The 24,766-nt window shown below is 39.2% G+C and carries 21 protein-coding genes, 1 tRNA gene and 2 other annotated features; of the genes, 9 read left to right on the top strand and 13 right to left on the bottom strand.

What is annotated here, in order from left to right:
• Positions 1-2 precede the first annotated feature (2 nt).
• A complete protein-coding gene (locus tag BUB93_RS02345; protein WP_073269465.1) occupies positions 3-947 on the bottom strand; it encodes a putative ABC transporter permease in 945 nt (314 codons plus the stop codon).
• A gap of 178 nt (positions 948-1,125) precedes the next feature.
• Between BUB93_RS02345 and BUB93_RS02340 the strand changes: the two genes are divergently transcribed.
• Positions 1,126-2,361 carry a putative DNA modification/repair radical SAM protein gene (locus BUB93_RS02340; protein WP_073269464.1) on the top strand — a complete coding sequence of 412 codons (1,236 nt, stop codon included), beginning with the start codon at positions 1,126-1,128 and terminating at the stop codon, positions 2,359-2,361.
• 5 nt (positions 2,362-2,366) lie between these two features.
• Positions 2,367-3,092 (top strand): TIGR03915 family putative DNA repair protein, encoded by a 726-nt coding sequence (locus BUB93_RS02335; protein WP_073269463.1) that lies wholly within the window; start codon positions 2,367-2,369, stop codon positions 3,090-3,092.
• A 30-nt stretch (positions 3,093-3,122) separates the two neighbouring features.
• Here the strand turns inward: BUB93_RS02335 and trpB are convergent, their stop codons facing one another.
• The 4 genes from trpB to BUB93_RS02315 form a co-directional block, all read right to left on the bottom strand.
• Entirely contained in the window at positions 3,123-4,310 is a 1,188-nt protein-coding gene (trpB, locus tag BUB93_RS02330) for a tryptophan synthase subunit beta (RefSeq protein ID WP_200789387.1), read from the bottom strand.
• A gap of 49 nt (positions 4,311-4,359) precedes the next feature.
• Positions 4,360-4,588: a binding site (T-box leader), on the bottom strand.
• Between the two features lie 34 nt (positions 4,589-4,622).
• Entirely contained in the window at positions 4,623-6,095 is a 1,473-nt protein-coding gene (locus BUB93_RS02325) for a phosphohexomutase domain-containing protein (RefSeq protein ID WP_073269461.1), read from the bottom strand.
• Positions 6,096-6,236: 141 nt separating this feature from the next.
• Complete coding sequence (ileS, locus tag BUB93_RS02320) at positions 6,237-9,332, bottom strand: isoleucine--tRNA ligase (RefSeq protein WP_073269460.1); 3,096 nt, start codon at positions 9,330-9,332, stop codon at positions 6,237-6,239.
• A gap of 66 nt (positions 9,333-9,398) precedes the next feature.
• Positions 9,399-9,596: a binding site (T-box leader), on the bottom strand.
• Between the two features lie 45 nt (positions 9,597-9,641).
• Positions 9,642-10,226, bottom strand: coding sequence for a flavodoxin family protein (locus BUB93_RS02315; protein WP_073269459.1), 585 nt, complete (start codon positions 10,224-10,226; stop codon positions 9,642-9,644).
• Between the two features lie 135 nt (positions 10,227-10,361).
• Here BUB93_RS02315 and BUB93_RS02310 point away from each other — a divergent pair, with 135 nt between their 5' ends.
• Positions 10,362-11,015: an HAD family hydrolase gene (locus tag BUB93_RS02310; protein WP_073269458.1), complete on the top strand. Its 654-nt coding sequence runs from the start codon at positions 10,362-10,364 to the stop codon at positions 11,013-11,015.
• A 32-nt stretch (positions 11,016-11,047) separates the two neighbouring features.
• Here the strand turns inward: BUB93_RS02310 and pdxR are convergent, their stop codons facing one another.
• Positions 11,048-12,388 (bottom strand): MocR-like pyridoxine biosynthesis transcription factor PdxR, encoded by a 1,341-nt coding sequence (gene pdxR, locus BUB93_RS02305; RefSeq protein ID WP_084116850.1) that lies wholly within the window; start codon positions 12,386-12,388, stop codon positions 11,048-11,050.
• A gap of 95 nt (positions 12,389-12,483) precedes the next feature.
• On the opposite strand from pdxR, the gene BUB93_RS02300 reads away from it, so the two are divergent.
• Both BUB93_RS02300 and BUB93_RS02295 read left to right on the top strand, forming a co-directional pair.
• Positions 12,484-12,969 carry an ECF transporter S component gene (locus BUB93_RS02300; protein WP_073269457.1) on the top strand — a complete coding sequence of 162 codons (486 nt, stop codon included), beginning with the start codon at positions 12,484-12,486 and terminating at the stop codon, positions 12,967-12,969.
• A gap of 40 nt (positions 12,970-13,009) precedes the next feature.
• Positions 13,010-13,086, top strand: a tRNA-Pro gene (locus tag BUB93_RS02295).
• Positions 13,087-13,406: 320 nt separating this feature from the next.
• Here BUB93_RS02295 and BUB93_RS02290 read toward each other — a convergent pair.
• Positions 13,407-14,561, bottom strand: a complete 1,155-nt coding sequence (locus BUB93_RS02290; protein ID WP_073269456.1) for a hypothetical protein — start codon at positions 14,559-14,561, stop codon at positions 13,407-13,409.
• 378 nt (positions 14,562-14,939) lie between these two features.
• Between BUB93_RS02290 and BUB93_RS02285 the strand changes: the two genes are divergently transcribed.
• Complete coding sequence (locus BUB93_RS02285) at positions 14,940-15,341, top strand: hypothetical protein (protein ID WP_073269455.1); 402 nt, start codon at positions 14,940-14,942, stop codon at positions 15,339-15,341.
• A 256-nt stretch (positions 15,342-15,597) separates the two neighbouring features.
• Here the strand turns inward: BUB93_RS02285 and BUB93_RS02280 are convergent, their stop codons facing one another.
• Positions 15,598-17,127, bottom strand: coding sequence for a bifunctional diguanylate cyclase/phosphohydrolase (locus BUB93_RS02280; RefSeq protein WP_073269454.1), 1,530 nt, complete (start codon positions 17,125-17,127; stop codon positions 15,598-15,600).
• A gap of 47 nt (positions 17,128-17,174) precedes the next feature.
• On the bottom strand, positions 17,175-17,570 hold the full coding sequence (locus tag BUB93_RS02275; protein ID WP_278278369.1) for a helix-turn-helix domain-containing protein: 396 nt from the start codon (positions 17,568-17,570) through the stop codon (positions 17,175-17,177).
• 246 nt (positions 17,571-17,816) lie between these two features.
• Between BUB93_RS02275 and BUB93_RS02270 the strand changes: the two genes are divergently transcribed.
• Positions 17,817-18,710 (top strand): MBL fold metallo-hydrolase, encoded by an 894-nt coding sequence (locus BUB93_RS02270; RefSeq protein ID WP_073269588.1) that lies wholly within the window; start codon positions 17,817-17,819, stop codon positions 18,708-18,710.
• Between the two features lie 55 nt (positions 18,711-18,765).
• Here the strand turns inward: BUB93_RS02270 and BUB93_RS02265 are convergent, their stop codons facing one another.
• Together BUB93_RS02265 and BUB93_RS02260 are read right to left on the bottom strand one after the other, a co-directional pair.
• Entirely contained in the window at positions 18,766-19,290 is a 525-nt protein-coding gene (locus BUB93_RS02265; RefSeq protein WP_073269452.1) for a 3-isopropylmalate dehydratase small subunit, read from the bottom strand.
• Between the two features lie 15 nt (positions 19,291-19,305).
• Entirely contained in the window at positions 19,306-20,592 is a 1,287-nt protein-coding gene (locus BUB93_RS02260; protein ID WP_073269451.1) for a 3-isopropylmalate dehydratase large subunit, read from the bottom strand.
• Between the two features lie 188 nt (positions 20,593-20,780).
• Here BUB93_RS02260 and BUB93_RS02255 point away from each other — a divergent pair, with 188 nt between their 5' ends.
• A complete protein-coding gene (locus BUB93_RS02255) occupies positions 20,781-21,431 on the top strand; it encodes a Crp/Fnr family transcriptional regulator (protein ID WP_073269450.1) in 651 nt (216 codons plus the stop codon).
• 43 nt (positions 21,432-21,474) lie between these two features.
• Here BUB93_RS02255 and asnS read toward each other — a convergent pair whose 3' ends face one another.
• Entirely contained in the window at positions 21,475-22,866 is a 1,392-nt protein-coding gene (gene asnS, locus BUB93_RS02250) for an asparagine--tRNA ligase (RefSeq protein WP_073269449.1), read from the bottom strand.
• Positions 22,867-22,964: 98 nt separating this feature from the next.
• On the opposite strand from asnS, the gene BUB93_RS02245 reads away from it, so the two are divergent.
• A complete protein-coding gene (locus BUB93_RS02245; protein ID WP_073269448.1) occupies positions 22,965-23,852 on the top strand; it encodes a fumarylacetoacetate hydrolase family protein in 888 nt (295 codons plus the stop codon).
• A 55-nt stretch (positions 23,853-23,907) separates the two neighbouring features.
• Here BUB93_RS02245 and rsmA read toward each other — a convergent pair whose 3' ends face one another.
• On the bottom strand, positions 23,908-24,762 hold the full coding sequence (gene rsmA, locus BUB93_RS02240) for a 16S rRNA (adenine(1518)-N(6)/adenine(1519)-N(6))-dimethyltransferase RsmA (protein ID WP_073269447.1): 855 nt from the start codon (positions 24,760-24,762) through the stop codon (positions 23,908-23,910).
• Positions 24,763-24,766: the final 4 nt, after the last annotated feature.

Raw genomic sequence — 24,766 nt, 5'->3', positions numbered from 1 at the left:
TATTACCTATTGCCATTCCTATATTCTTTGATGCTTTTAAGAGTTTTTGCAAATCGATTTGATTTAGCCTTTGGGTAAGCTTTAGTGAGGTGGGATTTTGACAACCTGGTCCTCAATTGATTGTAAATGCTTAAGCTGTTTTTTCCGTTTTCCCGCCTAGCCCTTCTTAGCTCCATAAAATCTTTTTTCAGCTCATCCCCGATTTCATTGATGCTGATATTTCCGATATAAGTGATGTATTTTTTATAAACTTGATCATGGAAATATTCAGTCTGGGACTTTATGTCAGACTTAAGATCCTGAAACCTTGCGTACATCTCTTCTGTAAACAAAAGTCCTTTTTCTTCTAGCTCTTCGATATTTTCCAATATGCTTTCAGATATATCCTTCGACAAGTTTTGCATCTTTCCAATAATGACCTTGTAGTCTGCCAATGCCTTAATGGTAAACAATATGTCTATCAATAGATAGGCGAGCAAGATTCTTAGAATTGTCTCTCCGGTCTGAGTGGGAATCATATCAATAAAAGCCTCTACCATAGGGTTGAGTACTTTTATCACGAGTATGCCTCCAATACCCCACATGATTGAAAACCTGAGACATATAAATCCGTTCAGGTTATATTTTCTTTCTGAATAATCCCACCATCTCGTATTAAACATCTTATCCAAAGCCATGCCTACTATATATTCCACAATGGAGGAAAAGAAGAATACAAAGACAAAGATCCCTATATAACTGCTATAGAAATCAAAGATATTATTTTGATTTAAAGTGTCAAATATCAAAAGCAAAATCGCCATGCCTGTACCGTAGATCGGACACAGCGGTCCATAGAGGAAACCTCTGTTGATAAATCTTTTATGATAAATGAAGGCATATATCACCTCAGTTGTCCATCCTATAAATGAATAGAGAAAAAAGTGATAAAAAAATGAATAAAGCATGTATGTCTTCAGCTCCTTTTCCCCTATAGGGTAATGATTACATTATAACACAATTTGATAAAATCCAAACTCCTATGGTTTTATTATTAGTTCAGTCCCTTGAAAACCAGCCCTCGCTCGAACATATGTTTGTTTTTTCCCCCTTTTTATGCTATATTTATCTTATGGGAGTGATCTTATGAACGAAATACTAATGGATAAGCTTGCCATCTTGGCAGAAGGTGCAAAATACGACGTGTCATGCTCTTCAAGCGGCGTAGAGAGAAAAAGCAAGGGCAAGGGCATCGGCAGCACACGAAGCTTTGGAATTTGCCACACCTGGGCTGCTGACGGTCGTTGCATATCTCTTCTCAAGCTGTTGATGACAAACAACTGTATCTACGACTGCAGCTACTGCGTCAATAAAAGCTCAAATGACGTGAGGCGCGCAACTATGACCCCTGAAGAGATAGCGCTTATCACCATAGAGTTTTACCGTCGCAATTACATCGAGGGACTCTTTTTAAGTAGTGCCATTGAGAAAAATCCAAACGATACAATGGAAAAAATGTATCAAATCTTAAAGCTCCTTAGAGAAACTTACGAATTCAACGGCTACGTCCATATAAAGGCAATTCCCGGAGCGGACCAGGTGCTTATCGAAAAATGTGGATACCTGGCAGACAGAATGAGCGTAAACATCGAACTTCCGTCATCTTCATCCTTAAAGCTGTTGGCACCACAAAAAAGCTTCAAGCAAATAATGCCTCCAATCGCACAGATAAAAAACGGCATAGCTAAAAACTCAGATGATCGAAAGCATTACCGCAAGGCTCCTAGCTTTGTTCCTGCCGGTCAATCCACCCAAGTTATCATCGGAGCTACTTCAGATTCTGATAAAAGTATTCTTAGCGTCAGCGAAAAGCTATATGGTGACTATAGCTTGAAAAGAGTATACTATTCAGCGTATATGCCCGTAAACGAAGGCACCAATCTGCCTGCTATACTTACTCCTCCGCCTTTTTTAAGGGAGCACAGGCTGTATCAAGCTGATTGGTTGCTTCGTTATTACAACTTCAGCGTCAAGGAACTCTTCTCATCGGATGAAAGCAATATAGATATCCAAATAGATCCCAAGCTATATTGGGCTCTTAAAAACCTAAATGTCTTTCCTGTGGAAATAAACCGTGCATCCTTCGAAGAACTTATTAGGATTCCAGGAATCGGCCATACCTCTGCATATAGGATAATCCGCGAGAGACGGATAGCTCATCTTGGCTTTGACAACTTAAAAAAGACCGGATGCGTAATAGGAAAAGCTAAGTACTTCGTTACCTGCAAAGGAAAATATTACGGCGAGCACTTAGAGGGCGATTTCATACGCAATCGTCTTGTGCATAAAGAAGATTATCAACAAATAAGTTTTTTCGGGTGATAAATATGGATTATATATACGACGGAACCTTTGAAGGTCTTTTATGCTGTCTATATTGCAACTTCTCAAAAGAAGCTGCATCGGGCATTTATAAGAAAGAAATCTACCAGAGGCATATGATAAATTCCTTCAAAGAGATTCCTTCTATTGAAAAATATGCCGACTATATGGATCAAAAATTAAAGCAATATCTGGGGGCGCTCGTATCATCCCAGATATATCAATGCTTCCTTTACGAAAAGGACGGTACTGAAAATATAATACTGCAATTCGTAGACCTGTGCTTTAAAAAAGGCTCCAAATATGCAGGGTTTCATACAGATCCCATAGTTTCCGCCTTTGACGACAGGGTGAGAAAGGTCAAAAACGAGACCCATAAATATGTCGGATATGTCCGATTCTCTCAGATGGGCGAATACCTATACAGCTCTATACACCCAGAGTACAACATCCTCTCTCTAATTGGCGACCATTTTGCAGACCGCTATAAGGGGGAAAAGATAATCATCCATGATGTGAATCGAAATTGTGCATTGGTCGCAAGCTGTGGTGATTTTTTACTGATCCCCTTTTACAATGGTGCCCTTCCAGAAGATGCTGAGAGCGACTTTGTGGCTAAACTTTGGAAAATCTATTTTGATCATATACCAATAAAAGACCGCATCAACCCAAAACTGCAAAGAAACTTTGTACCTCTTAAATACCGTAAAGATTTAACAGAATTCAAATAGGCCATGGATATAATCTCCATGGCCATGACTTTATGCTTTTGAATCCATATATTCCTTAATCGCCTCTACATCCTTGTCGCCTCTACCTGAAAGGTTTAATATTATAACCTCATCCTTATCGAGAGTTGGGGCAAATTTCATTGCATACGCAATTGCATGGGAGCTTTCAATCGCCGGAATTATGCCTTCCTTTTCCGATAAATATTTGAATGCATCTACTGCCTCGTCGTCAGTTGCAGGTACGTACTCAACTCTGCCGGTATCCTTAAGATAGGCATGCTCAGGTCCTATTCCGGGGTAATCCAGCCCTGCAGAAATAGAATATACGGGCTTTGGCGTCCCATCCTCGTTAAAGATAGCTATTGTGTTCATCCCATGGATAACTCCCTCGGTGCCTTTTGTCATGGTTGCAGCATGAAGCTCAGTATCCACTCCCTTTCCTGCACCCTCAACGCCTATGAGCTTGACTTCTTTGTAGGGTACAAAGGCGTCGAAAAGCCCTATTGCATTGCTTCCTCCTCCTACGCAAGCGATGCAGTAATCAGGCAGCCTGCCCTCTTTCTCCTTTATCTGCTCTAATGCCTCCTGACCGATTATCTTTTGGAACTCTTTGACTATCGTCGGGTATGGATGTGGCCCTACAGCCGAGCCTAGAAGGTAGAAGGAATTTTCCACATCTTCAACCCATGCCTCAATCGCTGCATCTACAGCATCACTTAGCGTCTGGGTTCCTCTTTCAACGGGATGGACCGTCGCTCCTAAGAGCTCCATCCTAAACACGTTGAGCTTTTGTCTTATAATGTCTTCTTTCCCTTGGTATACATCACACTGCATGCCAAACATTGCTGCAGCTGTTGCAGAAGCGACGCCGTGCTGTCCTGCTCCCGTTTCCGCAATAACCTTCTTCTTGCCCATTCTTTTTGCTAAAAGGATCTGGCCAATCGTATTATTTATTTTATGTGCCCCTGTGTGATTGAGATCTTCTCTCTTCAGGTATATCTTCCCACCTCCCAGGTCCTTGGTCATGTTTTCTGCATAATATAGGGGGCTTGGTCTTCCTACATATTCTGTCAAGATATAATTGTATTCCTCCCAAAACTCGGGATCTTTTATTGCCTTTTCAAACTCCGCTTCCAGTTCCTTTAATGCTTCCACAACAGGTGGGGGAACAAATTGTCCTCCAAACCTGCCAAATTGCAAAGTGTTTTCCAAACTGATTCCTCCTTAATATTAAAATAATAAAAAAACTCCCACCCTGGCGCATATGCGCCAGGGCGGAAGCAATATCCACGGTACCACCTGACTTGAGCAAATTTCTACTCATCTCTACCGGACTGTAAGGTCCGTTCCCTTTAACGGGGGATGCCGGCCTTGGCTACTAACTTCGCCAATCCTCTCATGAATCCATTCAAAAGCTTAATCTTACCGGACTTCCACCACCGCCGGCTCTCTATTAAGATCATATGCAATTTACTACTTTCAATCATCGAGTTTGATTATTTTGTTTATTATACACCCATTTAAAGGATTTTAAAAGCTTAATTCGCTGTAGTTTTGCAAAAATCCCATCATCTTTTCTTTTATCTCGCCGCAGCCGCCTGCTTTATCAGATTCTGAGTTAATTGCCATTACAGGATCGTGAAGGGAAAGCCTTATGAGAACCCATCCTTCTTCTTCATCACAATTGACCCTTACTCCTTCAAAGTTGGGAGTAACTATGTTCCAACCTGCTTGTCCTTGTACGTAAGCCGTAAAATCATCCAACACCTTTTGACCGTAGCTCTTGAAATCATCTACTTTTATCTTTGTCCTGAATTCATCTGCTTCTACCGGCTCTTTTAAATCTGAGATCAAATCTGTCAGAGTCTTATCCTGGGTCTTTAGCTTTGCAAATTTAATAAGTACCTTAGTGATTAAATATGCTCCGTCATCAAGGAAGAAGTTTTCTTTGAATGCACAGTGACCGCTAGTCTCTATGGCAAGCTGGCTATCTATTCCCTCATTGTTTAGTCTGATCGATTCGTTTATGACGTTTTTATAGCCTCTTTTGAATCTATGGTGTTTCCCTCCGAGGTCTTCAATAAATTCAGTTAGTCCCTTTGATGTTATTGAATCCGTTACTATGGTGGTTTCAGGAGTTTCTTCCAGCACTATGGCTGCCATTAGCGCAACCAATGGATTCCTGTTTATTGACTTTCCGCTGCCATCTACCACTGCTGCTCTATCTACATCCGTATCGAATATTATGCCTAGGTCCGCCTTGCTCTTCTTGACGGCATTTTGAATGGCTTCCATTGCTTCTTTGTTTTCAGGATTTGGCTCATGATTAGGAAAGTTGCCGTCCGGCTCTAAAAATACGCTTCCGTTAGTATCTGCACCTAAAGGCTCAAGAACCTTGGAGGCGAAAAAACCACCTGCCCCATTACCTGCATCCACAATGATTTTCGTATTTTCAAAAGGTTTTTTCTGTCCGGTTTTTTCAATTATCATATCAACCAGATTTTGTGCATATTTGCTGATGAAATCAAATTCTTCGATTGCTACTTTTTCTACAGCAGCAAATTCTACTGTTTCTGCAATAGTCAATATCTCTTTGATATCCTTGCTGTCTGCTCCGCCTTCCTTGGTGAAAAATTTAAGTCCGTTTCTGTTGAAAGGCAGGTGGCTGGCAGTAATCATTATTCCTCCGTCAGCATTTATCTCATCGTCTTTAGTTGTCATGAACATAGCTGGAGTAGAGGCCATTTTACAGTCGTATACCTTGCACCCTTTAAGTGCCAGTCCCTCTATGGCACCTTTTGCTATATCCGGTCCCGACAACCTGCTGTCTCTACCTACCGCTATGGTCAAATCTTTCCCCCCAGTTTTTTCAGATAACCACACAGCAAATGCTCCACATATTCTTTTGGCTATATCCGGCGTCAGATTCACCTTTTCCCCTTCGATTCCCTCTAAAGCAACTCCTCTGACGTCAGATCCGTTTTGCAGTTTCAATAAACTCATTAACTCATCCCCTTTGTTTTTGATTGTATTTATATTGTATATTTAATGGGAACATTTTACCATACCCTACTGTTAAGTAGTCGTTTTCATGTTTTCAGCAAAACAGGCGGTCTTCTTAAATAACCGCCTGCTATCCTTATTTTATTTCTTTTCCACCTTGATTCCGGTCTCGTGACCGTTTATGCTCTGCACTGCTAATTCGTCATCAGTAAGAACAAGCTCTGCGGTCAAGGTTTCTGATTTTATGAAGTCTTTAAAAGATTCGACGGCTTTTTGGATTTTTTCATCCCCGTTGATATATAAAACTATTTGATCTAAAACTTCATAGCCGTTTTGCTTTCGCATCTGCTGCACCTTTGATATTATCTCCCTTGCACAGCCTTCAGCAATAAGCTTTTCATCAAGAGCAGTATCCAGTATTACGAATATATTGTTTTCCATCTGCACATTGAAGCCTTCTTTTGCAGATATTCTTACATCAAGATACTCTTCCTTTATAAGTATATCCTCTCCGTCAACACTCAATGTAACGCTACCTTGTGATTTCACTGTAGAGACTATCTCCTGGGCATTTGCCTGAGCAAGCGCTTTTGCCAAGGATTTTACTTTAGGTCCAAATACGGGTCCTGCAACCTTGAAGTCAGGCTTAAGGCTGAAATCCAAAAATTCATTTAAATTATCTTCAAAGCTTACTTCTTTGATGTTTAACTCTTCTTTTATGAGCGGAACCAGATAGCTTATGGAATCCTTGAATTTTCCGTCTACTAAAATCTGCTTTAGAGGCTGTCTAACTTTTATCTGGGCTTCTTCCCTAGCTCCTCTTCCAAGACTTACCAAGGTCCTGACTGTATCCATCCTTTCCTCTACCATTAAGTCTAGACGGCTCTCATCACATCTTGGATAATCGGAAAGATGCACGGATTCTTCTCCTGTGAGCTTTGTGTATAACTCTTCCGCGATGTATGGAGCAAATGGTGCTATCAGCTTTGCCAGCCCTGTGAGCACTTCGTAAGTGGTATTGAACACCGCTTTTTTATCATCTGTTAACTCCTTAGCCCAGAATCTTCTCCTATTTCTTCTTATATACCAATTGGATAGGTCCTCATTTACGAATTCCTGCACTTTTCTGGCTACTCTGGTAAGGTCGAAGATCTCCATTTCTTCTTCAACATCTTTTAGCAGATTATTATATTTAGAGATTACCCATCTGTCAATTTCAGGTCTTTTGTCGTGCTCAATGAAGAAATCATTTGGATCTATATCGTCTGTATTTGCATAAAGAGCAAAGAATGCATAGACATTTTTAAGGGTGTTGAAAAACTTGCTCTGTACCTCTTTTAATCCTTCTATGTCAAACTTGGTAGGTGTCCATGAGGGGGATACGTAAAGCAGATACCATCTTAGCGCGTCTGCACCAAATTTGTCGAACATCTCAAAAGGATCTACAGTATTTCCCCTGGTTTTTGACATCTTTCTTCCTTCTGAGTCCAGTATCAAGTCATTGACCAATACTCTCTTATATGGCGCTTTCTTCATAATAAATGACGAAATGGCTATCAAGGAATAGAACCAGCCTCTGGTCTGGTCGATCCCTTCGCATATGAAATCCGCCGGAAACTGTTCTTCAAACAGCTCTTTATTTTCAAATGGATAGTGGTATTGGGCAAATGGCATGGATCCTGAGTCGAACCAGCAGTCGATGACTTCTGTTACTCTATTCATGCTTTTTTCGCACTTGGGGCAAGGTATGTGAACTTCATCCACATAAGGTCTGTGAAGCTCTATGTCTTCTGAAATGTCCTCAATCGCTCTATCCTTAAGTTCTTGCCTGCTTCCAACAGACTCAAGGTGTCCGCATTCGCATTTCCATATGTTAAGCGGGGTTCCCCAGTATCTGCTTCTTGATATCGCCCAGTCGTTTAAGTTTTCGAGCCAGTTGCCGAAACGTTTCTCGCCCACGTAGTCAGGATACCAGCTTACGGTATTATTGTTCTTTATAAGCTCGTCCTTGATTTTTGTCATCTCTATGTACCAGCTGGGCTTTGCATAGTAGATCAGCGGTGTCTTGCACCTCCAGCAGTGTGGATAATTGTGGGCAACTTTTTCTTTTTTAAACAGCTTGTCGTTTTCCTTTAGCCACTTTATGATCTCTATGTCCGCATCCATTACGAACATGCCTTCCCAGGGAGTGTCAGTGTACTTTCCCTCTTCATCAACAGGATTAAACACCGGAAGACCATATTTTCTTCCTACCTGATAGTCGTCCTCTCCAAAAGCTGGTGCCATATGAACTACTCCTGTACCGTCATCTGTTGTTACAAAATCAGCACAAGTTACATAAAATGCCTTCTTGTCAGTTGATAAAAACGGCATCAGCTGTTCATACTCTGTATACTCCAGTTCTGCTCCAGGCATTTCCTCCAGGATTTCAAAACCCTCTCCGATTACTTTGCCTAAAAGTTCCTTTGCCAGTATATAAGTTTTTCCTTCATATGAAGCTTTCACGTATACCGCCTTGGGATTGACAGCAAGAGCCACATTTGAAGCCAACGTCCATGGCGTAGTTGTCCATACCAAAAAGTATGCATCCTGCTCTCTAAGCTTCATGGGCACTACTACCGTATTGGATTTAATCTCCTGATATCCCTGAGCCACTTCATGAGATGCAAGACCTGTTCCACAGCGAGGACAGTATGGAAGGATTTTGTGCCCTTCATATATCATGCCTGCATCAAAAAACTGCTTTAGAATCCACCAAACAGTTTCAATGTAGTTGTTGTCCAAAGTAATATACGGATCTTCCATATCGACGAAGTAGCCCATCCTTTTGGTCATCTCTCTCCATTGAGCTTCGTAAGTAAAAACTGATTCCTTGCACTTTTTGTTGAACTTGTCGAGTCCGTAATTTTCTATTTCTGTCTTGCTTGAGAGGTTAAGAGCTTTTTCAACTTCTATCTCAACAGGAAGCCCATGAGTGTCCCAGCCGGCTTTCCTTAGCACCCTGTAGCCTGACATGGTTTTGTATTTACACACAGAATCCTTCAGAGTTCTTGAGATGACGTGATGAATCCCGGGTCTGCCGTTAGCTGTAGGCGGTCCTTCATAGAAAACGAAATTCTCTTTTCCATCTCTGTTATCGATGCTTTTTTTGAGTATGTCGATTTGTTCCCATTTGTCTGAGATCTGTTTTTCTCTTTCTGCAACAGGCAAGCTTGATAATTCTTTAAATTTGCTCATTTCTTCCTCCTGTAATTAGTTTATTTCCCATATGCATCTTTTAAAATAAAAAAACACCTTCGCTCATATAAGAACGAAAGTGTCTGACTTCGTGGTACCATCTTACTTCGCACCATAATGGTGCCTCATTTGTTAACGGCTTTACCGGATCTTATAGACCTAGCTCAGAGTTGATATTCGATATGACGCCGCTAACGATCTTTCAGCCTGGGATCGCCTCTCTACAAGCTTAATCATATTTACTGGTCTCTTCATAGCATTTTTATATGAATTTGTACGATATATTTTATACAAATTTCTTGAGAAAAGTCAAGGCTTTTGAAGTTTTATTTTTTCTTTGACCCTTCCCCCGGCTTCTTTTAACTCTGCTACCGCTTTTTTGTTATCCCTTATCATGACTTCATCGGTTTTATTGTATTTCAAATACTCAAGCACGTCTGCATTGATATTACCCAGGAAATGCTTAAGCTCTACCATTATTCCGTCAAATTGGCCAGGGTACTTAGGCGCTCCGCCATTTGAAAGCACCGCCACATTTTTCTTTTCCTTGAATATAGGATCTTTGAAGTTGTACTTTGCATTGTAGAGAATCTGGGTCCTGTCTATGAATATCTTAAACCTGCTTGTGACGCTGTTAAAATACAGAGGAGTGGCCAATACGATAAGATCGCTGTTTTTAAAGATATCTATTACATCCTCCATGTCGTCTTTTAATATGCAGTGGCCATAATGCCTCCTGCAATAATCACAAGCCAGACATATCTCTATTTTCTTATCTAACAGATCCACGAATTCTACATCATTGCCTTCCTCTAGATGCTCTAAGAAAAAGTCCGCCATCTGTCTGGTGTTTTTGTTCCTTCTATGGCTACACAAAAGAACTGTAATCTTCAAATTACAACCCCCCTTAAAGTTGGTATGTTTTCATTATAACACGTTTGTAACGTTTTCAAGCAAGCTGACTTGTTGATTTCATGTAGAGTTTGATCTACAATGGTTATGTAGCTATTAATATTAAAGGAGTCCATTATGCTTAAAAACAAAAAAAGTGTGATATTCGATCTCGACGGCACATTGATAGATTCTCTGTGGGTTTGGAGACAGATTGACGAATTGTACCTTGAAAAGAAGGGAATAATCTGCGAAGACAATCTGCAAGAGGCACTAAACGGCAAAAGCTTTACTGAAGCAGCAAAGTTTTTTAAAGAAACCTTCTCTATGAATGAAAGCATAGAAGAAATCAGCAACGACTGGATTGAGATGTGTCTAGACGTCTATGTGGATGAAGTGATTCTAAAGGAAGGTGCGCTTCGCTTTGTGCAAAAGGTCCACTCCATGGGAAAAAGCCTTGGCGTCGGCACCAGCAACAACAAGAAAATTGCCCAACAGTATCTTCAGTCAAAGAACATGACAAGGTATTTCTCCACTATCAGGACCTCCTGCGAAGTAGGAAAAGGCAAACCTAATCCTGATGTGTTCTTAAAGGTAGCAGAAGATTTGAATGTCAGACCTGATGAATGCCTTGTATTTGAAGATACCTTAGAGGGAGTCATGGCGGCCAAAAATGCCGGTATGGAGGTGGCCGCTGTTTACGACAGCGCTCATGTGAAATTCGAGGATGATATCAAGAGCCTTGCCGATTACTATTTCGAAAATCTTTTACAGGCCGGAGCCGCAATTTAAATTTTTAGCAGTTTGATAATTCAAACTGCTTTTTATAATATTGCTTCTATTGTATCCAGCGGAATTCCACTGTAGGTAAGAAGGATCAATTCCCCTACATTTCCTGTTCCTGAATCTATCTTCTCTGTAAGAATGTCATTTGCGCAGAAGATGTTTTCCAGCTCTTCTTTTGCTCTCTGGGTGTTTAATTGAATAATCAGGTGCAATCCGCTGTTCCCTCCGATTATCGTTATTTGGTCACCGAATTTTTTCTTGAGCCTCTCTTTTATCATGATATTTTTTTTATAGTATATCTTGTTAATTTTTCTCAAATGTCTTTCAAAGTGACCTTCCTTCATTAACTGGCCAAGGGTCAACTGCTCCAGTTTGGATGCAGTCTGAGTAAATCTGTTTTTATTTTGATTATACGTTTCAATCAATCTTCTTGTAAGAACCATATAGCTTATCCTGATTGAAGGCGTCAAAAGCTTTGAAAAGGAACCTAGATACACCACATGCTCCCCTTCGTCTAGACCTTGAAGAGATGGTATGGGCTCTGTTTCGTATCTTATTATGCTGTCATAGTCGTCTTCTACTATCAATATGTCCTTTTCTCTCGCCCAGTTTAGTACCTCGAGTCTTCTTTTTATGGGCATTACGGTTCCCATAGGATACTGGTGTGAAGGGCTTAAGTATGCCAGATTTCCCTTGGTCTCATATAGAAGATCCGTTCTTATTCCTTCCTCATCCACGCTTACCGGCTCAATTTCAAAGCCGTAATCCTCAAAAGTCTGTCTCGCGTGAACAAAACCTGGATCCTCTACGATCACAGTTTGAGTAGATTCCCTGATAAGGCCGGATATTATCCCTAAAAGATACTGGCTTCCCGATCCTATCACTATTTGGTCCGGGGTACAGTAAACTCCTCTGCTTTTGGAAATAAACCTGCTGATTTCCTGCCTTAACAGAAGCTCCCCTTGTAGATCTCCGCCGTCAAAGATTTCATCTTTTTTTTCTCTTATTACCCAACCATACAGTTTACGCCACAACTTAAAGTCAAAGCTGTCTTTATCAACACCGGTATTGATATATGACTTCTTTGCCTGGTTTACCCGTTTCTGCTTAGGGATTTTTTTAAATCCATACTCCTTAAGCTCAACTGCAAAATAGCCCTTTCGGGGAATGTTTTCTATATATCCTTCTGCAGCAAGTTGATTGTAAGCAGACTCTATTGTGATCTTGCTTACGTTTAACCCTTTAGCCAATCCCCTTACGGAGGGGAGCTTCTCATTCTTAATAATTTTTCCGCTCATTATCTCATTTTTATAATGCCTATAAATTTGCAGGTAAAGTTTTTCTCCACTTTTTTTGTCCAGTATAAATCTATCTATCATTTCAATCTGTCCTTGCCAAATTATTTTAATTTGTATATTTTAATATGGTCATGTTTATTATACTATAATTAATAAATAAATTAAAGGAGCTAATCATGAATACTACACTTAAAAAATTAATCTACACATCCCTGATGCTTGCCCTTGTTTTTGTGGCTACAGTGGTAATAGCAATACCCATGCCTTTGGGCTATGTCAATCTAGGCGACGGAGCAATATACATTGCAGCCGCACTTCTTGGTCCCAAATTCGGATTTCTAGCTGCAGCTCTTGGCTCTGCATTGGGGGATTACTATTTAGGCTACCTGATCTATATGCTGCCCACCTTCCTTGTAAAAGGTGCTATGGGTTACGTTTCAGGGCTTATGTTTGAAAAGTCCAAGTACGTCCAGGGGGTAATTGCCGGTTTTATTATACTTGTAGCTGGATACTACATTGCAGAAGTTATAATCTACTCCAATTTCATTTCCCCATTGTCAAGCATCCCTTTTAACGGCGTCCAAGGGGCTGTAGGCGCTGTTGTAGGATATCTGTTTGCAACGAAATTCAAAAAAATATTTTCCGGCAAAATCAATTTCTAAATTGCAAAATAAATGACATTCATTTATAATTGTTAATGTTCGGGGTGTGGCTCAGCTTGGTAGAGCGCTTGGTTCGGGACCAAGAGGCCGGAGGTTCAAATCCTCTCACTCCGACCATTTTCTATTTGAAACTTCGGCCTGGATGGGGCTTGGGGAAGGATTCCTTCCCCATTTTAGCGATAGCGGAAGTTCATCTCCGGGGGTTACAGGACATCAAGCGAAGCATATGTCCGTCATAAGGGGGCAGACGCCCCCTGTGAGGAGCTTGCGACGGATGGATGGTTCAAATCCTCTCACTCCGACCATTATCAAGGCTTTCAGAGACTTTCTTAAGTCTCTTTTTTTATTATTTGTCATTAACTTATCCTTAATCTCCAATCTAATCGGTAGGAGGAGATACTACAATTAGATAGAGATTGCTAATTGCATAGTAAGCTCTATCTAATTAAAATTTCTGAAGAAGGGGCTGAAGCACCTACCGAATTCCAAGAACCATCTTCATAGACTTCCAGCGTGTATGAATACTCATGAATAATTTTTGTATATTCCTTGACTGGCTCTTTATCTGGGTTTCTATCATCTACTAATTCGCCACTAGAAATCCGTCTTATAACTTCATCAAATTTACTGATTGTCAAATTTGCTTCTGGAAACAGACCTTGAAGCTGCTGGAGGGAAATTTGACTGAATCCGTCTACAGGTTCAAAAAACACAGGATCTTTGTCATATTCCAGTTTGCTTAGCTCCCCTACATTATAACAAGCATCATCTTCTATCGAATATGCAGCATCAATACTATCATAAAACCAAATAGTTTGAAGTGAATAATCATCGAATTTGGTTATTTCATCATAGATAAATCTCAAGTTTTCTTCATCAATTTCAGAGTCTACAACAACTTTATATAAAACACTATCTATATCTTCCTTACTAATAGGCTGCTCAAATGCCCTCGAATAATCTGGATTATCATTGTTCCCATAGCTAGGTAGAAAAATAAGTTCTTCTGTCGATGTATCATATTGCGCTATTTTATGAAAATCAGTGTATTTTCCTTTTCCAATATAAAACATATCATCTTCAAAATATCCTATTAAAGAATTAGAATATAAGAATGCATCTTTTTCTAATTCTTCGCCATTCTCTTTAGCTAAATCAACAACAAAAGGTATTAAATTTTCATAGTCTGCAATGGAATCTAATTGTATTTGCCAGTCAGATGCCCTGATACTTTTAGCATGATTTTCGGGAAGTGTTCTGTATTTAGTATATATTAACTCTATTGAATCTCCGACAACATAATTATATATATTTATATCATTGCTGTTTTTCACAAATTCATAGAAAGTTAAATTATAAGAAATTTCTTTAGCATCATAAAACTCTTGACTTTGATATAAATACAGACCGTATGCAAAATACAAATCTTTATCCACGTTCTCAAGTACTGCATTTGCTGCATCAATCATAGTATCATAGCTTTTATCGGGTTCAGCATTAGATTCAGACTTTGCACACGAACTAGTTATAAGGCTGATAGAAATTAAGGAAAAAAATATTAAATAACAAAACTTCATTTTGAGCTTTTTCATAGAATGTTCCCCCCACGATAATAATTCTTGTTTCGATTTTATCAGTTTATAAATGTATATTCAACCAATTCATTATATAATATGGTTTTTAAAGTAAATTTTATGTCTCATATACTTAAAATACAACTATATAATTAAAATACTAAAAAGTTAAATAAAGGGTTGACGACTGGGTATAATTAGATAAAATGGTAACAAACCATGTCTGGTTTTTAAAGAAAGTGAAGTTTCTCGTAAATATGTATGTAATTTAACTCAATAAGTAAACAATAACAAAATCAGCTAATTATTAAAGTATGTCACTTGAAATGAAAAGATTTTCAGTTATGAAGAATTATAGATTTTGTTTATTCTTTGAAAATTCAAAAGGAGATCTGTATGAGAAAATATATTCTTATATTCTTAATTTCGTTGTTTGCGTTATTGCTTTCCAATTGCGCAACAAGTCAATCTGAAGAATTCAATCTAAAAAAAACTTTGATTCAACTTGCTACCATTAACGAAGCATATTTGCTGCAATCTGAAGAAGATGACGAGTTTTGGGCTATTACAGACAAGATGACACAAGCACTGGAAGATAATCCAGACTGGTTCGCGAAATTTAGGAAAGAAAACAAGTATTATCCCTATACTTATGATGAGCGATTAGGAATAACAGAAGAAGAATATAACAATCTATTCATCAGTGGAAAGTATATAAGCATTGTTGATGCAGAAGTTGCTTATCCATTCTCATGTAAATTAATCGATAAAGATACTTATTCTTTAAACCTTCGGTAAATATAAGGGACTTGATGAATATGTCATTTACTATAGAATCGTTGATACAGCAGCATACACCGCCGATTTTTATATTTTTAAATTTTCTTAGTTTTATAGTTTGACCAGTTCATTATTGTTTGATACCATGTGAAATTTGAAGTAAAGATGCATACTCTAAAATCTTTATATGCCGCAGTTTTATAAACAATAGTAAAACACTGAGAGAAGAAGGTATTAAAGCAATCTGGGCGTCTCCTTACGTGAGAATTACATTTTATTCAAACAACGCAGACACTTTTATCTTTACTCCATTTTGCTCTGAATTGGCATTTTGATACACCTTAATATCAACGACATGTTTTTCAGTGTTGCTAACTAAATCTATAAATCTATTTGCCAATTCCGGATCGAACTGTTTCCCGAAATTGTCTTCTATCTCCTTTATAACAGCTGCTAGCTCCATACCTTTTCTATAAGGCCTATTTGACATCATAGCATCAAAAGCATCTGCAAGAGAAAGCATTCTTGAATAATACGGGATTTCATTGCCCGCTAACCCATCGGGGTATCCTTTGCCATCAAAACGTTCATGATGCGCTCTTACTATTAGAGCATACTCGCAAAAATCAGGTAGGCTCTTAAGTATGTTATGCCCAAGGGCAGTATGTTTTTTGATTATTTCAAACTCTTCATATGTTAGCTTGGTTGTCTTATTTAATAATTCCGCCGGAAGATCTACTTTTCCTATGTCATGCAGCAAGGATAATACCTTAAGCCTTTCAACTTCAAAACTGTCAAGAGACAACGCTTCTCCGAATGCAGCCATAAGATTCATTACCCGTGTAGAATGTCCATAGGTGTAATGATCCTTTGAATCGATAATACTAAGTACCATTTTTATTGCCAGCTCTTTTTCAAGACTGCTACCTGTGACATTTTCAATGTTGTCAAAAAGGTTTTTATAAATATTCGTATGCAAATTTTCGTAAAGTTTGTTTCCGGTTATTATTTTCTCTGCCTGAGAATATAAAAGATTATATGAATCAACCGTGTGTGGGTAGTGAGCAATTCCCGATGATATCTGGATATGCTTTGTTTGAATACCATTCTTTTTATCGTAAAAACAAAAATCGTCAACCTTCTTATGTATTTCCTTTTCTAATCGAATCATATCATCAAAATCAACTCTAGGGAGCATGATGGCAAACTTGCTTCCAGATGCCCTGCAGAAGATGCTTCCCTTTGAGAGGCTTTTATTTATTGAATCAGCAATGCTTTTTAAAACAGAGTCACCAGCTTGATATCCGTATATTTTATTTATTTCAGCAATTGGGAAGACATCAAAAACCAAAATTCCTATAGGGGATTTGTCTGCTGCTTCTGATAGTTCATGCAAGTATTTAAACATATATTTTTTATTGTGCAACCCTGTGGTCACATCTTTGAAGGTCAATGTTTCGATGTCTGCACGTTTCTGATTTAAATTTTCAACCAATAAACCTATAATAATTGAGGCTACAATAATGCTTATTTGTGTAAACATAAGTCCATAGTACATTGTATGGGGGTTAGCGAGAATTCTAAAAAAAGATGTAGCTGCGACTACCAAATTAAAAAGTATCGAAATGATCATCCCTCTATAACCATCAACCAAGGGTAAGCTAAGGGTGAGAGCCAATAGTGCTGAACCATTTAAAACCGTTATAATATCGTATACATGTGGATATGATATTATGTAGATTAATAACAAAATACTGATAATAACAACTTTTGTCTTTTTCTTATAAGATTTTTTTAAATGCATAATTTTACCCCTCAAATCTAATGTATTATTGGCTAAATTGTAAAAATTTACTCAAGATTTAAAAAAATATAGTTGCTTAGCTTTTTTTTCTCTTTCAGCAGTCGCTTTCCTTCAATAAAGTCTGCGATTGACTGGATCTCATCCTCTGTCCAATCATGATAATCTTGGAATGCAATAGCTGCATCTTTAAACTCAGGTCTTTTGAGCAATTCAACAATCTGCTCTTTAGGCGTGGGGCTCGCTGTTTCAATTCTTCCTAATATATAATCTGATGCAACACCAAAAATATCACATAGCTTTACAATAGTCTCAAAATCAGGCTCGTTTATACCCTTTTCCCATTTTCCGACCGCTTGCTGAGAAATTCCTAAGATTTCAGCAAGTTGTTTTTGAGTCATATTTTTTTCTTCTCTTAAGCAACGAATTTTTTCGCCTATGCACATTTTACACATCTTTTATACACCTCTCAGAAATATTCTACACTAAAATGTAGTTATTCACTTGTCAAACACCGAAAAATATCAAAAAATACACTCGCAACACCTCAACGGTGTAGCGAATTATAACATATGAATGCCGAAAAGGTGTATGCTTTAAACGAAAAAAATGAGGGTTATTCAAATTATTCAGGCCTGGCCAGAATAATTTATGATACAATTAATCCAATTACTATTTCAGGGAGATTTGTCATGTCGCTAATTCATGTTACTGGAAACACCTACTGCATAGATTTAGGATATTCATATGTAGGCTTATATAGAATAGGAAAAAACGATGCAGTCCTTCTCGATACCGGAAGACCCGGTGAAGAGGGAGATATTTTGCTTAATGCAATACGTGAAAATAACATTATAATCAAAGCTATCATCTCAACCCATGCCCACATCGACCATGTGGGTAACAATTCTTTATTGAAAAACCACTTCAATTCCACCATTGCCATGCACTTTAACGAGGCTGGGTTGTGCTTTTCAGATCTTTCGATTAAAAACGCCAATCCAATCCTGGATCTGCACCATGCCAAAAGATTTTATTCCAACATGGTGTGCAAAACTGACCGGCTTATACTCGATTCTGACGATAAGATAACCTTCGAAGGCGCGGATTTTTCCATATTCCATGCCCCAGGGCATTCTCCAGGTCATATCTGTGTAATCACCCCAGATGGTGTAGCATACCTTGGAGACGCACTGCTTGGCAAAAGCTCTCTTAGAGCCGCCAAGCTTCCCTATGCTTTTTCCCACAGCGCTGATATTAAAAGCAAGGAACAACTACGGGGTTTAAAAGCGGATGGATACATACTTTCTCACAAGGATATTTTGGGAGACATATCCCCCCTTATAGATTCGGGCATAAAAAAAGTCAATGATACAACCACTAGGGTTTTTAGGCTCATTGAAGGTGAAATGGAATTTGGAGCTATCTTAAAAAAAGCCATCTCTGAATTTAATATCCGCATAGATTCATATGAAAAATACGCCCGGGTCGAAAGACTCTTTAGGCCATTTCTAGAGTATCTGGTAGAGACAAACCAAGTAGTTCTTTACTCTAAAGACGGCTGCCTTTATTATTCTACCATATAGAAAACGGCGGTTTCCTCAACATTACAGTTGTGGGAAACCGCCGTTTTAAATTTAATCAGTACTTTTTATCTGCGTAGCCTACCCATCCGCCTTCTCTAACTAAAGTCTTATCAAATCCTCCGACGGAAAACTCGATTTCTTCTGACTTTTCAAGCGCGCTTACGACGAGCTTTTCGTTGTCTATATCAATCTCAATAGATGTGTCCTTGCCGGCATAATTTTTAAACAAGTAATCTATCTTTTCCTTGGGAAGCTCAATTGCAAACATCCCGCAATTGTACATATTCTGCCTGAAGATCCTTGCGAAGCTTTCGGCTAATACGACGTTTATTCCGTTTACCTCTAACGCCCACGGAGCATGTTCTCTAGAGGATCCACAACCAAAGTTTTCTCTCGTGACGATAACTGCCTTATCCTTTATGTCTGTTGCGCTGTCGAAGCCGGGCAAGCTCAAATCTTCCAGCAAAAACGGCTTTAGCGCTTCTTTTGTAATTTCAGTAAGATACCTTGCGGGTATTATTTCATCGGTATTTATGTCGCTTCTGTCCAAAAACAGTACTTTTCCACTAAAATTCTTCATATTGACCTCCTTCTACTAAGCCTCGAAAAGCTCGGAATTTGTAATTGCTCCTGCAATGGCTGTTGCAGCTGCTGTCGCCGGGCTCATAAGATGAACCGTACCGCCCTTGCCCATCCTGCCGTTAAAGTTACGGTTAGTAGTGGAAGCACAGACTTCACCCTCTGCCAAAACTCCGTTGCTCATGCCAAGGCATGCACCGCACGTAGGATTAGTTACGCAGAAACCAGCATCCTGAAAAATATCTATGATGCCTTCTTTAAGTGCCATGGAGTAGATCTTGGGAGTTGCCGGGCTTACTATGCCACGGACATCGTCGCTTATTTTCTTTCCTTCAAGAACTTTAGCCGCCACTCTCAGGTCTTCGATTCTTCCATTGGTACAGCTTCCGATATATATCTGGTCGACCTTTGTACCTTCCATATCCTTGACAGACTTAACTTGATCCGGTTTATAGCCGAAAGTTACCATTGGCTCAAGCTCTGACATGTCGTATTCGTAAATTTCTTCATACTCGGCATCTTCATCAGATACCCATTTCGAATAATCTGCAAGCGCTTCTTCCTTTGTTGAGTACTCATCCTTGATGAAATCCCACAGATAATCAACTGTAGTCATATCCGGATAACAGATGCCGCAGGTTCCACCAGCCTCGATGGCCATGTTGCAGATTGTCATCCTAGACTCCATAGACATCTTTTCTACTATCGGTCCGGTAAACTCTATTACCTTGTTGGTCGCTCCATTAACCGTAAGCTGCTTTATGATAAATAGTATAACGTCCTTTGCATAAACTCCCGGCTTTAGCTCTCCATTGAGGACGAACTTGATGGTCTTGGGGAAGTGGAATGAGCACACGCCCTTAAGTATTCCTACCTCCAGATCTGTTGTTCCTACACCCGCTGCAAAAGCCCCAAATGCTCCATGGGTACACGTATGAGAATCACCCATTATAACGGTGTAGCCAGGTCTTACAAATCCTTTCTCCGGAAAAATAGCGTGACATACGCCGTTTCTTCCAACGTCGAAAAAGTCTTTAATTCCGTGTCTTTTAGCCCACTCTCTCATTATCTTTCCCTGTTCTGCTGTCTTTGAATCTTTGGCAGGTGTTACATGGTCTATTACCGCTTTTATCTTTGTTGGGTCAAAGACTCTGTCCATGCCTCTTGCCATAAGATCTGTAATAGCAATAGGCGTAGTGATTTCATGACAAAAAACCCTGTCCAATTTTAAAACATGTGTATCCGGAAACGGCTCTTCTACTCTGTGAGAATCAAAAATCTTTTCTGCAATTGTTTTTCCCATTTTACTTCTCCTTTTTATCGATTTACAACCTTGATATTCTTTTTCCAGCTTAAATTATATTATATAGTTTTTTTGGTCATTTTAAAATCCATTTCACATAATCCCTTAACTTAAAGACCATTATCGCATATAATGATTATATAGAATGTAAACTATGCTACAATCTAAAAAGTTTTGAGGTGTTTTTGATGGACAACATACCAATAACCCAAGAACATATACTAGATCTACCTGAAGAGCTCTACGAAATATTTAATACCAAGCAAGTAAAGCTTTATAACAAACATCAGATGGTTTATAGACAGGGAGAAGCTGCAGAAGGATTTTATTTTTTAAAAAGTGGCAAGATAAAAGTATTCGTAAATTCCCCTGAAGGTCTCGAAAAAAATCTGGCTGTATATAACAGGGGAGATGTTTTCGGCGAGGCATCATTTTTTGACGGGTATCCTAGAATATCTTCTGCCAAGGCGATAACTGACTGTGAGATAATTATGATGGATAAATCGGATCTCTTAGATCTATTTAAGAAAAAGCCGTTGTTGGCTTTAAAGTTCATAGAAACCCTTTCAAAGAAAGTGAGAATGCTTTCAAATGAAATAGACAGCATGTCATTTTTGGCTGCTGACAAGAGGATTGCAGGATTTTTGTTGGAGCTTTCACAAAGCTTAAATGGAGAAATAGAAATCAGTCAGGAGGACATAGGCGTAGCCGTTGGTGTAAGCAGGGTCACTGTCAGCAGAGTCCTTGGAAGCTTTGCCGCAAAGGGCTGGATAAAGACGATGTATAAGAAAATTTTGATTATGGATCATGACGCACTCTTAAATTTCACCCGGACCTAATAATAGAAAAGGCCTCGCTAGAAGCTAGGCCTAAATATATTCTCTAAAATTCTGCATTGCCGACTGTTCTTGGAAATGGTATAACGTCTCTTATGTTGCTCATTCCTGTTAAATACATGATAAGCCTTTCAAACCCCAGACCAAATCCTGCATGCTTTACTCCACCGTATTTTCTAAGCTCCAAGTACCACCAATAATCTTCCTCCTTCAGACCGTTTTTAAGTATCTTTTCTTTAAGTACCTCTAAACGCTCTTCCCTCTGGCTTCCTCCTATGATTTCGCCAACTCCTGGAACCAACAGGTCCATAGCGGCCACCGTTTTGTCATCTTCGTTCAGTCTCATATAAAACGCCTTTATCTCCTTTGGATAATCTGTGACAAATACGGGTTTTTTAAATACAACTTCTGTCAAATATCTCTCATGCTCCGTCTGAAGATCGCTACCCCATTCCACCGGATATTCAAACTCTTTTCCCGACTCCTTTAAAAGCCGGATAGCTTCAGTATAAGTCACTCTTTCAAAATCACTTTTTAAGATTCCCTCTAATCTATCCTTCAAACCCTTGTCTATGAAGGAGTTGAAAAACTCCATTTCCTGAGGGGCATTTTCAAGGACGAATCTGATGAGATATTTTATCATCTCCTCTGCAAGATCCATATCGTCTTTAATGTCTGCAAAAGCTATTTCCGGCTCTATCATCCAAAATTCGGCGGCATGTCTAGGCGTGTTTGAGTTTTCAGCCCTAAACGTTGGACCAAATGTGTATATGTTTCTGAATGCAAGGGCAAATATCTCCCCTTCGAGCTGGCCGCTGACGGTTAGACTTGCAGGCTTCTCAAAAAAATCCTTGGTGAAATCCACTTCTTTCCTGTCATCTCTTGGAATATCCAAAAGATCCAGGGTGGTTACCTTAAACATCTCTCCCGCACCTTCTGCGTCACTTGCGGTAATTATTGGAGTATGGACGTTGACAAAACCCTTCTCTTGAAAAAACTTGTGAACGGCGTAGGATGCCAAGCTTCTAACCCTAAAAACTGCAGCAAATGTATTGCTCCTAGGCCGCAAGTGGGCAATAGTCCTTAAATACTCCAGAGTATGTCTTTTTTTCTGCAAAGGGTACTTGGAATCCGATGGCGCTTCCAATGAAATGGATGTTGCCTTTATCTCAAATGGCTGTTTGCTTTCCGGCGTGAGGACAAACTTTCCTTTTGCGACAATAGCCGTAGCTACGGGATACTTTCCTATCTCAGAGAAATTAGGCAGGCTGTCATCGTATACTGCCTGTATTCCTTTAAAAGATGTTCCATCATTTATTTCGATGAATCCAAACTTGTTTGAATCCCTTATGGTTCTTATCCATCCGCTTATTGTGACTTCCTTATCCGAATAATCTTCTTTATTGTAGTAAAAATTTCTGATGAGATCATATTTCATGGAATTTCCTCCCTTTATCATTTATTTAATTATAAAAATATTATATCATAGTGTGTATGCAGTGAAATACAAGATAACTTGGAAATGAGGCGAAATATATGAAACTAGCAAATTACAGCATCAAGGGCTCAAGTGATACGAAGCTTGGCTTGCTTACAGACAATGGAATAGTCGATTTAACAGAACTAGGCGTGTCCACGCCTCACCAAAACATGATAGAACTTATAGAAAGATACGAAGAATTTAGGCCACGGCTTCTATCTGCTTTGGAGAGGAATGATATTAACTATATCTCAGAAGATAAGATAAAGCTTGAGAGCCCCATCCCTTATCCACGGCGAAATGTATTCTGCATAGGAAAAAACTACCTGGATCACGCAGAAGAAATAAAGTCCCTGCCTGGAGCGCCATCACAAATCCCCCAGTTCCCAATCTACTTCACTAAGGTTGCGTATCCTTCAATAGGGCCTGAAGACACGATACTAAATCACAGGGAAATAACCGACTCAATCGACTATGAGGTTGAGCTGGCAGTTATAATTGGTAAAAAAGGTCTTAATATTCATATGGAAAATGCTGAAGAGCATATATTCGGCTATACCGTGGGAAACGATATCTCCATAAGGAACATCCAGATGAAGCATACCCAGTGGTTTAAGGGAAAGAGTTTCGATACCTGCTGTCCATTGGGACCGGTAATAGTAACAGCAGATGAGATAGCCTATCCTCCTGATCTTACGATTACATCCAAAGTCAACGGAGAAATAAGGCAAAGCTCCAAAACCTCCAAGCTTATATTTAGCATATCAGAGCTAATAAGCGACCTTTCCAAGGGAATGACCCTATACCCAGGAGATATCATTCTTACCGGAACGCCTGCCGGAGTGGGATTTGGTTTTGATCCTCCAAAAACCCTAAAGCCCGGTGACGAGATAGCCTGTGAGATTGAAGGCATAGGCAAACTGGTAAACTACATCGAAAAATAACATCAAAAAAGGACTTGTGGAATGGACTAAACTTACCCACAAGTCCTTTTTGCCATTATAGCTTTCCAAATGCCTCTGCGATTCGTTTAAAATCTTCAAACGAAAGGGTCTCAGCCCTTCTGCTCTCTTCTATTCCAGCTTGTAAAAGGGCTTTTTTTACATCAGGCTTTTCATAGTGAAGGTTGTTTGACAGCGTATTAAGAAGGGTTTTTCTCCTGTTGGCAAAACCGGCCTTAACAACAGCAAAAAACCTATCTTTGTCATTTTTATCCATAAGTCTGTCATCTCTAACCTCCATATGAATGACTGCAGAATCTACCTTGGGTTTTGGAATAAATACGCTTGCGGGTACGATAAAAGATAGCTGTGGCTTTGTATAATAGCCACAGGCAACGGTTAAGGCTCCATATTCCTTGCCTCCCGGAGTAGCTGCAATCCTTTCCGCCACCTCCTTTTGTATCATTACCGTTATGCTCTCTATTGGAATATCTTTTTCCAATAGCCCCATTATTATTGGGGTGGTTATATAATACGGAAGATTGGCTACAACCTTTATTTTTTTTTCGGTATGCTTTATTATCTCGGCATTTATATCCAGCTTCAAAATGTCTTCATTTATTACTGTACAGTTTTCGTATTCGGCCAAGGTCTCATCGAGTATGGGTATTAGCATCTTGTCTATTTCAACGGCTAGTACATGCTTTGCCCTTTCACAAAGCTTGGCGGTCATGGCGCCGATCCCAGGACCTATCTCAAGCACAACATCATCTTCTGTTACTCCTGCAGCATTTACTATCTTTAAGACAATGTTTTCATCCGTCAAAAAATTCTGTCCGAATTTTTTACTCATTTTAAATCCGTGCCTTTTTAAAATATCTTCTATTGTCCTTGGAGATGTGAGCTTATGCATATGA

Source organism: Alkalibacter saccharofermentans DSM 14828 (assembly GCF_900128885.1).
Taxonomy (GTDB): domain Bacteria; phylum Bacillota; class Clostridia; order Eubacteriales; family Alkalibacteraceae; genus Alkalibacter; species Alkalibacter saccharofermentans.
The sequence above is the reverse complement of the archived record's forward strand: the minus strand, read 5'-3'. Positions and strand labels throughout refer to the sequence as shown.